The organism is Photobacterium sp. TLY01, from assembly GCF_021432065.1.
GTDB classification, from domain to species: Bacteria; Pseudomonadota; Gammaproteobacteria; order Enterobacterales; family Vibrionaceae; genus Photobacterium; species Photobacterium halotolerans_A.
The window spans coordinates 1,303,705-1,317,614 of record NZ_CP090364.1 but is presented as its reverse complement, the minus strand read 5'-3'; the positions used below and the strand labels follow the sequence as shown (position 1 = coordinate 1,317,614).

The following is a 13,910-nucleotide window of genomic DNA, read 5'->3' as shown; positions in this document are numbered from 1 at the left end:
ACCCGGGGATCCTGAGGATCCCCACCCCATAAGACCTTCTCCTCGGTAACGGCAGAGAAGGCTAAGGAAAACAAAATGGTAACCATCTGGCTGAAAAACCCTTTAGCCATTTACACTGGCTCAAACACAGACTTGGATGCGCGCGGAGGCGTCGTCATTCAAGGCAGTCAAGTGATTGAACTGGTTCCTCTTGGTGCTCAACCCGTGAACAAACCCGATCAGGTGATTGATGCCAGTGAGCACGTCGTCACGCCCGGTCTGGTCAATGCCCACCATCATTTCTATCAAACCCTGACCCGTGCCTACCCGGATGCACTGAACAAAGAGCTGTTCCATTGGCTCAAAACCTTGTATCCGGTCTGGGCGGGTCTTGATGAAGAAATGATGCAGGTCGCCACTGAGCTGGCCCTGGTTGAGCTGATGATGTCCGGTTGTACAACCGCCTCGGATCACCATTACCTGATCCCTCGCGGACTGGAACATGCCATTGATATTCAGGTCGAAACGGCCAGGAAACTGGGCATCCGTTCTATCTTTACCCGCGGCTCAATGAGTCTGGGCGAAGATGAAGGCGGCCTGCCACCGCGCCATACCATTCAGAAAGAAGACACCATACTCGATGACAGCATGCGTCTGATCCGCCAGTACCATCAGCGTGGTGATGGCGCGATGACCCAGATTGCCCTGGCGCCCTGCTCGCCTTTCTCAGTGACCACAGATCTGATGAAAGAAACCGCACGTCTGGCAGAACGTGAAAATGTCATGGTTCACACCCATTTATGTGAAACCATTGATGAAGAAAACTTCTGTCTGGAGCGTTTCGGCTTGCGCCCTGTTGATTACCTGGAAGAAACCGGCTGGCTGAACCACCGTACCTGGCTGGCACACGGCATTCACTTTAACGAAGAAGAAATTCGCCGTTTAGGGAAAGCCGAAGTCGGTATCTGTCATTGCCCGTCATCGAACATGATGCTGGCTTCCGGTATCTGCCGTAACAAAGAACTGGAAGCGGCGGGCGTGAAAGTCGGACTGGGCGTTGATGGCTCAGCATCGAACGACGGCTCAAATCTGGTCAATGAAGTACGGATGGGGCTGTATATTCAGCGCCTGCGTTATGGTTCGGCGGATGTCACCCATTTCGATGCCCTGCGCTGGGCAACGTCGGGATCGGCACGCGCGATGGGCCGTGACGATTTCGGTACGCTGGAGGTGGGTAAGCAGGCAGACATCGCCATGTTCCGACTGGATGATATCCGCTTCTCAGGCGCACATGACCCATTGGCGGCACTGGTGCTTTGTGGCGCCCATCAGGCAGACAGAGTCATGGTGGCGGGACAATGGCGTGTCCATGATGGCAGGGTGATCGGTGTTGATTTACCGGCACTGCTGAGCCGTCATCAGGCAGCCGCAAAACGTCTGGTCGAGCGATTCCAGCAACGCCGATAATCGCTTAGTTACACCCTTGTTTTTGTTCAGGATATAACACCCAAGCGCTTTCGCTCTTACCTCGTTGGGCGGAAGCGCTTTTTTATGCTTGAGTCTCTCAACTTCAGGCTGATTTTATCTGACAGCCCCGAATCACCAGTTGTGTCAGAAATTCTGCGGCATCCGCAAAATCCTGATCATCCAGCGCTTCTTTTTCCAGTACATTGCAAATCTGCCAGCTGAAATCAGCATAGGTCTGGGTCGACGCCCAAATCGTAAACATCAGATGCTGCGGCGACACCCGCGCCATCACACCCTTCTCAATCCAGCGCTCCAGCTTGGCAATGATCATTCTTGACTGCGCCAGCAGCTCATCACCGATATCTGACGGCAGATACGGCGCCCCCGACATCACTTCATTGGCGAACACTTTGGACGCAAATGGGTGATCACGGGAAATGCGCAGTTTGGTCTGAATATAAGCGGTCAGCGCCTGAACCGGATCATCCAGCTGCTCAATCGGGCTGGAGGCCTCCAGCAATGGCTGGGTCACACTTTCCAGCACCGCACGATAGAGGTTTTCTTTGGTCTTGAAGTAGTAATACACGTTCGGCTTGGGGACGTCGGCCAACTTGGCAATATCGGCCACTTTGGTTGCCGCAAACCCCTGTTCAGCAAACAGGCGGCCCGCAAACTTGATAATAACTTCCTGATTTTTTTCTCGAATACGTGACATAACCTGATTTCACCCTCCAACCGATGTAACGCCTCATACTAGTCGAACTGACCTGCGAATCAAGATCTGACCAAGTTATTTGCCTGATATCTCCGGCGATTTCTCTTTTTTCTGTATCGCCGTAAATTTTTTGCATCCAGTTGCCGTCCCCAATCGTTTACTCAATGACCACCAACAACAAAAAAAGGATCCATCATGAATACCAAACTCGTTGTGAGTGTCATTGCGATGAGCCTTTCCGGCATCGCGTCAGCTTCCAGTCACCGGGAAGCACCAAACATCACCCGGCTTCCCACGCTGGACTCTACCGACTTTTACGCCTTCAACAGTTATGAAAGCGGCCGGGAAGATTACGTCACCCTGATCGCCAACTACATCCCGCTGCAAGATGCCTACGGTGGCCCGAACTACTTCGCCATGGATCCCGCCGCCGTGTACAGCATTCATATCGATAACGACGGTGATGCCGTTGAAGATCTGACCTTTCAGTTCAATTTTAAAAATGCACTGCCGAACAACAACATGGGCGTCGCGCTGAATATCGGCAACAGCGGAGAAACACAGTCTGTAGCGGTGCCGTTAAAAGTTGTTGGAGGGATTAGTGCCGCAGATCAGAGCGCGGCTAATTTCAGTGAAACTTACACCCTGAGTCTGGTCAACGGCCCCCAGCAAAATGGCCAGCCAACCAAGCTGACCAATGTATCAACAGGCCAGACAGAATTTCATAAGCCGCTGGATTTTATCGGTACCAAAACCTTTGGCAGCGAAAGCGGCTATGTCAATTACGCCAATCAGTTCATCTATGAATTTACCATGCCGGGCTGCGCCGCAACGGGCAAAGTCTTTGCCGGTCAGCGTAAAGACCCTTTTGTTGTCAATCTGGGTAAAACCTTCGATTTGGTCAACTATGTGCCTGTTGAGGGCGACAGTGCGCCCGGTGCCTCTGATGGCGGCGGCTTTCCGGGTGGGATTACTCAGTCAGCCGACAATGATGATCTGAGGCTCAAAAATGTCACCGAGCTGGCCATTGAAGTCCCCAAAGTCTGTATTACCGGCGATGGCAACGGCACCATAGGTGCCTGGACAACGGCCAGCTTGCCACAGGCAAGGATTCTGAATCCGAATGCGACCTTCGCCCGTCCGGAAGTCAATGGTGGCGCGCTGACCCAGGTCTCAAGACTGGGCAACCCGCTGGTCAATGAGCTGGTGATCGGCTTAAAAGATAAAGATACCTTCTCAGCAGCCAAACCTGCCGATGATACTCAGTTCGCAACATACGTCACACACCCAAGTCTGCCAGAGTTGCTGAACATTCTGTTCAAAGACGCGGTCAATGCGACACTGGGAACCAACCTAGCCACACTGGCGCCCACCAATTTCCCTCGCAACGATCTGGTCACTGCATTTCTGACCGGTTTCCCCGGGGTCAATCAGCTCAAAACGGTCACACCTTCTGAGATGTTACGCCTGAATACGGCGATTGCTGCCAAACCTGTTTCTCAGCAATCGTCTTTCGGTGTTGCGGGTGACGATCTGGCGGGTTTTCCTAATGGCCGCAGACCCGGTGATGATGTAGTCGATATTGCGCTGCGTGTGGTCATGGGCCGCTTGTGCTACCCCATTCCGGTAAACGGAACGGATACTGATCTGGGTCTGTGCCAACCCGAAGATGCCAATGTCGGCAACGTCCCCTTTACTGATGGCGCACCGGTCAATGCCACCATGATGGATGACAGTTTCCCCTACCTTGCACCACCTCTTTCCGGTTCTGGTACTGACATGGTTTCAGAGTAAGGAGCAGCACTATGACTCGATCTATTCGCACGACCTTGCTGCTTTCAGCCGTGATCCTGGCAGGCTGTAACGGCAGTTCAGATTCCGGTCAGGATGCACCCGGGGGGACAAATGCCGCCCCGGTCGCAATGCCGCTGAGTCTGACAACACAAACCGATACCCCAATAACCGGCTCACTTAAAGCGACAGACAAAGATGGCGACACCCTTCGCTTTGCGCTCGGCAATGCGCCGGGTCAGGGTACAGTCGTGATCACACCAGGCGGCACCGTCACCTATACCCCGGCCAGTGGGATAACAGGGAACGACCAGTTTAGCTACACGGTCAGTGACGGAAACAACGAGCCAGTCAGTGCACAAGTCTCTGTCACGATTGAGGTACTTCAGGTCAGCTTTGCCTCGTTCAGCCGAGAGGTATTCAATGCCCCGTTAAACAGTACACCGAAAAGTCTGCGCGGGCGCTCTGTCAGTAACGACGTCAGCAGTCCGGATTTTTATGACGATCTGCTGATGGAATAAGGTTACCTGCTGTGGCCTGTTGCCAGGCCACCTTTGCGTTGTGTTCGATCGGCCAGGGATGGCCACTTTTTAAGGAAATCGTCCCATGAATACACATTCTTTTCCTGCACTGATGATCGGTATTGCCGCGTTATGCAGTGTATCCGTGTTTGCAAAGCCTTACCTGCCTGACAATCAGGATGCCGCTTTGCTGATGGTACCGGAACTGGCTGTCCAGTCAGCGACACTGGAAGACATACGCACCTTAATTGACAACGCGCAGCGTCCGTCCGGCACGATTGATGGCTTCAGCCTGGCCGATGCTCTGATACAGCCACATCTGAATACGAACGCCTCCCCAGAGGCCCTCTACCTCTGGGCCAGGATTCAGCAGCACCAGCATAATTTCAAAGGTGCAGAGCAAACGCTAAAGCGTTTACTGGCACAGCAGCCCGATGATGCCAGTGCACGATTACTGCTGGCCAGCGTGCAGACCATCCAAGGCAAATTCACGCAAGCCAGGCAATCGTGCCTGCAGCTTATTGGCCGGTCTTCAATGCTCGTCTCGGCGGCCTGCGCACTGGACAACAGTTTTCAGCAAGCGATAACCGAAGACAACCGCGTCCAGAGCTACCGTGAACTTCAGTCAGTTGCCACGCGTTATCCGTCACAACATCAGGAAGAATCTGTCTGGCTCATGCAGATCCTGGCAGGGATGGCACTGGCGCTTAACCGCCCGGAAGAAGCCCTGGCGCACCTCAGCCTGCCTGCCGACAGTCAACGTCCTATCAGCTATCTGAGTTTATGGGCAGAGGCTCAACTGGCTCAGGACAACCCTCAGGCTGTACTCACCACCCTGGCAGATATTGCTTCCCGTACAGGGGAAGCTGATGACAATCTGCTGCTGAAACTGGCACTCGCAGAACAGATGACAGGGACATTCCAACACTGGCAGGTTCGCTGTCTGAACCGGATCACTTTGCGGGAACAACGGCAAGATACCACCCACGCTAGTTTACTGGCGAGCTATTACCTGCTGCTCGGTGATCGCCCTGACAAGGCACTGTTCTGGGCCAAAATCAACTGGCAGCAAAACCGCCTGTTATCAGACCGACAATTGCTGATAGATGCTGAACAGGCTTTTAATCCGCAGTCATAACGCTATCAAGGAAGGGCGACCATGCGAACTCTCGTTATCATTTTTGCACTGCTTGTGGCAGCATTCTCTGCACAAGCACACCAACTAAGCACAGCGTATCTGACCCTGGCGCAAGATAATAACGCCACGCTGAGCGGAAACTGGCAACTGCAACTGTCAGATCTCTACCCTTTGATGGCTGATAAGGGGATCGTGCTGGATACCAATCAGGACGGCAAGCTGAGCTGGCGCGAACTGGAAAGCCAGCAGCCAGCAATACAAACACAGTTACTCAGCCAACTGGCCGTCGAGCAGGGCGGACGTCGCTGCAACCTGACTGTCACTGGCAACATGATGCTGGAATCACACGCCAACCTGCCCTATCTGTGGCTGCCGTTAGAGATCAATTGTCTGTCGGCTACCGGACTGAGCCTGTCCTATCAGGCGATGTTCGACATCAATACCGGCCATAAACTGATCGTGAATGTTGCTCAGCCAGAGCAAAGCATCAACAGAATCATGGATACCAACAACCGCTCACTGGCGATCAACATGCAATCCTCTGCCATGGGCGAAACGGCACGTGAGTATCTGTATCAGGGGATCGTCCATATCCTGATCGGAACCGACCATATCCTGTTTCTGCTGGCCTTACTCCTGACTTGTGTGCTGTACCGCGATAATCGGCAGTGGAAAGGCATCGACAGCCCAAAATCGATACTGATCAGCACCACCTGGATTATCACGGCCTTTACCCTTGCCCACTCGATTACGCTGACAGCAACGGCGCTGAACTGGTTACCATCAAGCCGGTGGGTCGAGCTCCTGATCGCTCTGTCTGTCCTTTTTGCCGCCCTGAATAATATCTTTCCGCTCATCACTAAGCTGGGCTGGGTGACCTTTGGTTTTGGTTTACTGCACGGTATGGGGTTTGCGTCTGTGCTTGGCGAACTGGGGCTGCCGTCCAGCCATACATTGCTGGCGGTTGTGGCATTCAATTTAGGGGTCGAACTCGGACAATTGTCGATACTGCTGCTTGCTTTACCTGTGTTAATACTTGTCAGACATCAATGGCGCTACCAGCGCTGGTTTATGCCTGCGGGTTCAGCATGTATTGCTTTGATGGCGGCACAGTGGTCTATAGAGCGCCTCTGAATTTGTGGCGCGTATATCAAAAACAGACGTGATATTACTGGCGAATACGATTGTGGATGCTAACGTTAAAACATGCTGATAAATCAGTTTCTTAACGTATTTCTTCATCACAGTACAAGGACAGACATGGATCAGGACGATCATCTCAAACTCATCAGCGCCACGGCACTGGGCGACAGGCAGGCCTTCGCCAGGTTGTATCAGCAAACCAGCGGCAAACTGCTGGCGGTATGCCTGAAAATGCTGGGGAACCGTGCGCTGGCCGAGGAAGCGATACAGGATGCTTATGTGAAAATCTGGCATAACGCCGCCGATTATCAGCACCATAAAGGCAGTGTCCTGACCTGGATGATCAGTATTGCCAGATACCGGGCTCTCGACATACTGCGCTACCAGAAGGTCAGGAAAGAAGACGCCTTCACGGGTGAACCTGCGCCACCGGAAGATAACGATGACAGGTTTGCCGATCTGGATGCCGGACACAAATTAAGCCAGTGCATTGATGAACTGCCCCAGGAGCACCAACAGGCAATTCATCTGGCTTACTTTAACGGGCTGAGCCATCAGGAAGTGGTGCACTATCTGGATAAACCGCTGGGCACCATTAAAAGCTGGATTCGCCGTGGATTACAACAACTACAAAGGTGTCTGACGCCATGAACTATCACAACCAGACATTGATCGATATGCTGGCCGCTGAGTATGTGCTGGGGACATTACGTGGCCCGGCCCGGAAACGCTTTCAGACCCTGATGATGCAATCAACCCGTATTCGGGAAGCCACCTGGCAGTGGGAACAGCATCTCAACGACATTAATCAGCAGATTCATCCGGTCGAGCCAAGCGCGGCTGTCTGGCAAACGATCAGCCAGCGACTCGGTTTTGATGAGATCACAGCTAAGGAGACCGGCCATCAGGTGATCAAAAGCGGACTTTCCCGTTTGTGGCCTGTGCTGACGGGTATTACCACGGCGGCTTCGCTTTTGCTTGCTGTTCTGCTCTGGCGCGAAAGCCAGGTCCCAGTCGCACCCGGACCGGTCCAGCATGTGGCTGTTGTGAAAGGGGAAGATGCCGCTTCATATTGGCTGATAGAAGTCCATTCGCGTGAGATCACGGTCCGGGCCAGCACTTCGTTCCAGGGACTTGCCGACAAAGATTACGAGCTGTGGGCTGTCGCCGCCAATGAACCGAACCCGGTATCGCTTGGCCTGCTGCCGAAACAAGGCGAACTGGTGCTGGCGAAAAACACCCGCTTTGACCAGTTGGACATTCAGATGCTGGCGGTCAGCGAAGAACCGCTGGGCGGTTCGCCGTCAGGGCTGCCAACCAAAGTCCTTTATACGGCAGAGCTGTCACAGCTTTAACCTTAACAGTGTGTGACAACGTCACCTAGTGATCTGCTGTCCAGAATCATCTGGCTGTGTTGACGCGATGAGCCCCGCTTTTATTCGAGTAAAAGCGGGATCAGACAACAGACTTACCGCGAGCGCCGCAAACCATTGAGCATGAGGTCCAGCGATTGTGCGGCTTCATTCAATGCTATCGCACTGTTTTCACTGGCTGCGATAGAACGCGCAGTGTCCAGCAAAGCCCCATTAATCAGCCTGGCAAGCATCACCGGTGAGGTGTCGGGGATGATTTTGTCCCCGATTAACTGCGCCAGTAATCCGGCAATCGCGTCAATACAGCTCATACGAACCGCCTGGATCTGCTCACTGTCGAGCACCGAGGCCGCATCTCTGATCATAATTCGTTGAATATCCGGCTCAGTCGCCATCTTCAGGTAGGCATGGCAGCGCCCTGAAAAAGCGCTCCAGCTGTCCGGGGCGCTGGCAGAAATAGCCTGCAACCTCTGATCCATTTCCTGATCCAACTGCTGATACACAGCAAGAAACAGACCTTTCTTCCCGCCAAAATGATGATACAGCGCGCCTCGGGTTAACCCTGCTCGCCCGGTCAGCTCATCCATCACAGTGTCAGCAAAGCCAACAGTACCAAACAGCGCACGGGCATGCTGCAGCAATGCAAGCCTTGTTTGTTCCATTGTGATTGCTCTGTTCATGCGAGTCTTTGTCCCGTAAATATGAAAACAAGTGCATTTATAGTTGACATACACCGCGTATGTCAATTAGTTTCTTATGCAACCCATCCGTTATCAGCGCGTATGGGCATCTTCTGAATCGCTGACTGGAGATAATCATGGCGAATCCATATAAGGCACTGTTTCACGTGCCGGGAACATTAGCTTTTTCCCTGTCGGGACTGATTGCGCGCCTGCCCATTTCAATGACGGGCATTGGGATCATCACGATGATTTCCCAGCTATCCGGCTCTTATTGGCTGGCCGGCGCTGTTGCGGCCACCTTCACACTCTCAACGGCCTTAATTGCCCCTCAGATTTCCCGCCTGACAGACCGTTATGGCCAGGGCCGCATCTTGCCCTTCGCGGCAGCAATCAGTGTACTGGGGATGCTGCTGCTTTTGGTCTGCATTCACTTCGAAGCACCCGACTGGACACTCTTTCTGTTTGCGGTACTGGCCGGGTTTATGCCCAGCATGCCGGCCATGGTCAGAGCGCGCTGGACGCACATCTACAAAGGCCAGCCTGCCCTGCACACGGCTTACTCGCTGGAGTCTGTGCTGGATGAAGTCTGTTTCATTGTTGGACCTCCGATCGCCGTCGGTCTCAGTGTTGCTGTGTCACCCATCGCCGGACCGCTTGCGGCAGCTCTAATGCTGGCTATTGGCATCTCATTGTTCAGCTTGCAGAAAAAAACCGAACCTCCGGTATCAGAGCAAACGGAACATCAGCAAGAATCGGCGCTTGAACCGCTCACCATGAAAATGCTGATGCTGACACTAATCGCACTGGGCACCATAGTCGGTACTGTTGATGTGCTCAGTGTTGCCTTTGCCAAACAGCAGGGCGTGCCTGTTGCGGCCAGTTTTGTCTTGTCGGCCTACGCGGCAGGTTCCTGTATTTCCGGGCTGGTGTTTGGCGCATTGCGTCTGAACCTCACTTTGCCAAAACAGTTGTTACTGGCGTCAATTGCCACTGCGGCAGCCACACTCCCGCTGCTGTTTGTTTACGATGTGCTGACGCTGTCCGTCTCCGTTTTCGTCGCGGGTATTTTCTTCGCACCCACCATGATTGTGACGATGGGTCTTGTGGAAAAAATTGTGCCTGCGTCAAAGCTGACCGAAGGGTTTACCTGGATGATCACTGGCCTGGGAATCGGGATTGCCGCCGGTGCAGCGCTCACTGGCTGGGTCATAGACGAGATGGGAATTCGTGCCGGATTCACCGTCACGATGGCGGCTGGCGGCGGTGTTCTGCTGGCAAGCGTGTATTGCTATCGTTTACTGCAACAGCGTCTGGCACTGCAAACTGCCTGACCGGCAACATATCAGGGGGATAGACAGCAGGCTCATACGCTGAGCCTGCTCTTTTTCTTCTGGCTTTATGTCTGGCTATTGGTCAGGGCTGTATCAAGAAATCGGACAATCCAGGACACCACCTGCTTGTCATCCACAGGTTGCGATAATGAGTTGATGCCTTTTTCATAAGCATCATCGCCGTAAAGCTGCTGCCGGGCTGTCATCAGATCTTTCACATAGCTTTTCGTGAATTCAGGGTGTCCCTGTATGCCCAGAAAGTAAGTCTTTATCTGGATCATGGCAAAGGGACAAAAATCACTGCCTGCCAGCACTCTGGCCTCAGGAGGCAACTGACTGATCTGATCCTGATGGCTGACCACAAGCGAGACTGTTCGCCCGGCGCCTGCCATCCAGCTGGGTTGTTCCTTCACTTCATGGCTGTTGACACCGATTCCCCAGCCTCTGCCGGATGTCACCACTTCGCCCCCCAGTGCCTTGGCCATCAGCTGATGACCAAAACAGATCCCCACAAAAGGCTTCTTCTCTTCATACAGCCTTTCAATGAACGCCATTAAATGTCCGATCCAGACAAAGCCGTCATTGGCGCCGAATTGACTGCCCGATGTAATGTAAGCATCGCACTCATCAATGTGTTTGGGGTATTCACCGTCAATCACACGGTAGAAATCCAGGCTGATTTGTTTTGAATAATCCTGAAACAGAGCGGAAAACATGTCCCGATAGTTACCGTGAGCAGCCTGTCGTTCAGGGGCCACATCGTCACACAAGAGCACGCCTAATCGCATTGTTGTCTCTCCCTGTCTGTCCCATCGCGAATTAAATGATTTCGAAATACCGGGCAAGTTCCCAATCCGTGACCTGCTTTCTGAACTCGCGTTCTTCCCATTCGCGCGTGGCGGCAAAGTGCTCAACAAACGCATCGCCCAGCATTGAACGGGCAGCATCGGAGGCTTTGAAACACTGGGCGGCTTCCCACAATGTGGCGGGCAGCGCCAGCGTTGGGGGCTGCGGCTGATCATAAGCATTGCCTGACACTGCGTCCGATGGCTGCCATTGGTTCTCAATGCCGCACAAGCCTGAAGCCACAGCTGCCGCCAGTGCCAGATAAGGGTTGGCATCTGCAGCGCCCAGCCGGTATTCGATACGCTGAGATGTCTCATTGCCCGGTATCACCCTCAGGGCTGTCGTGCGGTTTTCAATGCCCCATGTTGCGTGTGTCGGCGCCCAGAAACCGGGCACCATCCGGGTATAACTGTTGATTGTTGGCGCAATCATACACAAAAAATCGGGCATCAAACGTTGCTGGCCCGCCAGAAACTGCCGCTGGATTGTGCTCATCCCCTGTGACTGGCTGGCATCAAAGAAAGCGGATTGGCCGTTTTTATGCCGGAGGGAGACATGGATGTGACCGCTTTGCCCGGGATACTCCATTGACCATTTCGCCATGAAGGTTGCCAGCAAATCCCGGCGTTGCGCCAGGACTTTCATGTAAGTTTTAAACAGCGCGGCTTTATCGGCGGCCGCTTCTGCCTGATCAACCGCAATCGCCGCTTCAATCACACCCGGCCCTGTTTCTGAATGGATCCCCTCGATGGGAAAATCCATCGTCTGCCCCATCGCCAGAATGTCATGATACAGCTCGCTGTAGACTGAATTACGGATCATGGAATAGCCGAACCAATCCGGCGTAACGGTTTGCAGGTTGCGGAAACCTTTCTCCCGTGCTGAATGCGGCGTTTCACGAAATAAAAAGAATTCATATTCCAGCGCGGCCTGAACCTCGAAGCCCATCGCCGCCGCTTTTGCCAGCACCTTACGCAACACGCCGCGCGGGCACACGGCTTCGGCCGCACCGGTAAATTCAGCGATAAAAAGAAGCATGCCCGCTTCGTCCAGTACATCGCGGCAAGTGTGCGGCAAAATACGCACGGGCGCATCCGGATAGCCGGTATGCCAACCCGTATACCGGGTATTGTCATAGAGCTGATCTTTCGCATCCCAGCCCAGCACGACATCACAAAAAGAAAATCCCTTCTCCAGTGATGCAAAAAACTTGGCTTTGGACATGTATTTCCCGCGCATGATACCGTCATTATCAAACAGGCCGACCTTGACATGGGTCAGGCCACGCTCTTCGACAATCGCTTTTGCATCGGCCACGGATTTCACTGCTCGCGCATCCATCATCAGCCTCACCCCTTTTGCCCAACCCGCAGCACAGCGCCGCACAACAGCTGCGGCACGGCTCTTTACATTAAGCTTAGATGCGATTTTGCAACAGACTGAGTTTCAGACAGTTTTGAGAGAGAAATCTGAAGTCATCCCAGAACCTCATGCGCTTGCGGCAAGGGATCAGCCAAGCCCGATACCACGTGCCATCAGTACCGCCAGCAAGGGAATCACAAGCAGCAGCAATAACTCCAGACGGATAAGCATCAAAATGACAGGCGGCACAGGAATGCTTTCACGGGTGGTCCGTCTGTGCCGGTAAAAGAAAACCGTCGGAAAAACCGACAGTGCAGCCACAATGAGAAACAAGGTCACTTTGGCATGAAAGATTGGATTTGCCGTGTAAAAATCGGCTGGTTTTCCCACCAGAAACCACAGTGCCAACCCGGCCAAAAGCACAACCACCGCAGAAATGCCATAAACAGCATCCCACCTTGCCAGACGATGCATTTCCTCGGCGGTCAGGCGGCGTTTAATCAGCATATGCTCGACCACCAGCACGGAGAACAGCGCAAAAATGCCGATAAAGTGGCAATAGCGGATCACGATTTCGAACATACCGGGTCCTTATTCTGGAAAAACTAAAGGTTAGAAATTCATTGATGTGTTTAAAAAATCGGCGATTTTCTGATACGTCGCACCACACTGCACCGGCACGAGCGATTCAAGATTAAGGTACGCGTGGATCATGTCATCAAGATGAAAATGTTCAGTATGGACTCCCAGCGCTGACAATTGCTGCACATACGCCACGCCTTCATCCCGTAACGGACAAAATTCTGCCGTGATCATCAGCGTCCGGGGCATCCGGGCGCTTTTGGACATGAATAAAGGGGAAGCAGCCTGCCTGTCTTCGCCATGCTGAAAATACTGATCAAAATACCACTGCATTTTATCCTGCTGAAGAAACAGTCCTTTGCCGTTTTCTGTGACTGAAGGCTGGCTCATTGTGTAATCCAGGCTGGGATAAATCAGCACCTGATTGTTGATGCGAACGTCCGGGTGTTCCTGATAGTCAGCACTCAGAGTTGCCGCCATAGCGCCGCCCCCGGAATCTCCCGCCAGTGTCAGTGTCGGTACATACGCTAACTTATGTTTTTCAAGCAAAGGCCAGAGTTGCCCGATCACCACTCTGGCATCTGATAAACCCTTGGGATATGGCGACTCAGGCGCCAAACGATAATCAACCGACACCACAATATGTTGCGTGGCTTTTGACAGTTTACGACAGATGGGATCATACACAGCCACGCTGCCAGCCATGTGGCCGCCGCCGTGCAGAAAAACAATGACAGGCAACGGCCTGTCAGGTGCGGGATGATAAATACGGACAGGAACAGTCTGCGACTGCTGACTGGCGTGGGTATCGAGCACCCTGGCTATGTATGGTGAGTCAGTCACACACGTCGCGGTCAGGCTCGACAGCCCGTCCCGTATAGCTTCAACCGTTGCCACATAGCCAGCTTGCCGCAGTCGCGCTAACCCCTGATTGTAGGCATCCAGCCACATTTTCAATCCATTATCCAGTTTTACCATG

At 53.2% G+C, this 13,910-nt stretch carries 14 protein-coding genes; 8 read left to right on the top strand and 6 right to left on the bottom strand.

The features are described from left to right. Positions 1-75 precede the first annotated feature (75 nt). Positions 76-1,446, top strand: a complete 1,371-nt coding sequence (locus tag LN341_RS06500; RefSeq protein ID WP_234204470.1) for an 8-oxoguanine deaminase — start codon at positions 76-78, stop codon at positions 1,444-1,446. A 103-nt stretch (positions 1,447-1,549) separates the two neighbouring features. On the opposite strand, the gene LN341_RS06495 is transcribed toward LN341_RS06500, so the two are convergent. Continuing rightward, positions 1,550-2,161 carry a TetR/AcrR family transcriptional regulator gene (locus tag LN341_RS06495; protein WP_234204469.1) on the bottom strand — a complete coding sequence of 204 codons (612 nt, stop codon included), beginning with the start codon at positions 2,159-2,161 and terminating at the stop codon, positions 1,550-1,552. Between the two features lie 195 nt (positions 2,162-2,356). Here LN341_RS06495 and LN341_RS06490 point away from each other — a divergent pair, with 195 nt between their 5' ends. The 6 genes from LN341_RS06490 (at position 2,357) to LN341_RS06465 (ending at position 8,109) form a co-directional block, all read left to right on the top strand. Next, complete coding sequence (locus LN341_RS06490; protein WP_234204468.1) at positions 2,357-3,955, top strand: DUF4331 domain-containing protein; 1,599 nt, start codon at positions 2,357-2,359, stop codon at positions 3,953-3,955. 11 nt (positions 3,956-3,966) lie between these two features. Further along, positions 3,967-4,473 carry an Ig-like domain-containing protein gene (locus LN341_RS06485; protein ID WP_234204467.1) on the top strand — a complete coding sequence of 169 codons (507 nt, stop codon included), beginning with the start codon at positions 3,967-3,969 and terminating at the stop codon, positions 4,471-4,473. An 85-nt stretch (positions 4,474-4,558) separates the two neighbouring features. Further along, positions 4,559-5,611 carry a lipopolysaccharide assembly protein LapB gene (locus LN341_RS06480; RefSeq protein WP_234204466.1) on the top strand — a complete coding sequence of 351 codons (1,053 nt, stop codon included), beginning with the start codon at positions 4,559-4,561 and terminating at the stop codon, positions 5,609-5,611. 21 nt (positions 5,612-5,632) lie between these two features. Then, positions 5,633-6,745, top strand: a complete 1,113-nt coding sequence (locus LN341_RS06475; protein ID WP_234204465.1) for a HupE/UreJ family protein — start codon at positions 5,633-5,635, stop codon at positions 6,743-6,745. A 126-nt stretch (positions 6,746-6,871) separates the two neighbouring features. Then, positions 6,872-7,405: a sigma-70 family RNA polymerase sigma factor gene (locus tag LN341_RS06470; protein ID WP_046219236.1), complete on the top strand. Its 534-nt coding sequence runs from the start codon at positions 6,872-6,874 to the stop codon at positions 7,403-7,405. Beyond that, positions 7,402-8,109 carry an anti-sigma factor domain-containing protein gene (locus LN341_RS06465; RefSeq protein ID WP_234204464.1) on the top strand — a complete coding sequence of 236 codons (708 nt, stop codon included), beginning with the start codon at positions 7,402-7,404 and terminating at the stop codon, positions 8,107-8,109. The genes LN341_RS06470 and LN341_RS06465 overlap by 4 nt, the downstream gene beginning before the upstream one ends. 113 nt (positions 8,110-8,222) lie before the next feature. Here the strand turns inward: LN341_RS06465 and LN341_RS06460 are convergent, their stop codons facing one another. After that, on the bottom strand, positions 8,223-8,789 hold the full coding sequence (locus tag LN341_RS06460; protein WP_234204463.1) for a TetR/AcrR family transcriptional regulator: 567 nt from the start codon (positions 8,787-8,789) through the stop codon (positions 8,223-8,225). A gap of 155 nt (positions 8,790-8,944) precedes the next feature. Here LN341_RS06460 and LN341_RS06455 point away from each other — a divergent pair, with 155 nt between their 5' ends. Then, on the top strand, positions 8,945-10,141 hold the full coding sequence (locus LN341_RS06455; RefSeq protein ID WP_234204462.1) for an MFS transporter: 1,197 nt from the start codon (positions 8,945-8,947) through the stop codon (positions 10,139-10,141). 65 nt (positions 10,142-10,206) lie between these two features. Here the strand turns inward: LN341_RS06455 and LN341_RS06450 are convergent, their stop codons facing one another. From LN341_RS06450 to LN341_RS06435, 4 genes are all read right to left on the bottom strand, one after another. Beyond that, a complete protein-coding gene (locus LN341_RS06450) occupies positions 10,207-10,929 on the bottom strand; it encodes a gamma-glutamyl-gamma-aminobutyrate hydrolase family protein (RefSeq protein ID WP_234204461.1) in 723 nt (240 codons plus the stop codon). A gap of 31 nt (positions 10,930-10,960) precedes the next feature. After that, entirely contained in the window at positions 10,961-12,331 is a 1,371-nt protein-coding gene (locus LN341_RS06445) for a glutamine synthetase family protein (protein ID WP_234204460.1), read from the bottom strand. Between the two features lie 165 nt (positions 12,332-12,496). Beyond that, a complete protein-coding gene (locus LN341_RS06440; protein WP_234204459.1) occupies positions 12,497-12,931 on the bottom strand; it encodes a DUF2214 family protein in 435 nt (144 codons plus the stop codon). A 30-nt stretch (positions 12,932-12,961) separates the two neighbouring features. Then, the gene (locus LN341_RS06435; protein ID WP_234204458.1) at positions 12,962-13,909 is read right to left on the bottom strand and encodes an alpha/beta hydrolase fold domain-containing protein; all 948 of its coding nucleotides are present in this window, start codon (positions 13,907-13,909) and stop codon (positions 12,962-12,964) included. Position 13,910: the final 1 nt, after the last annotated feature.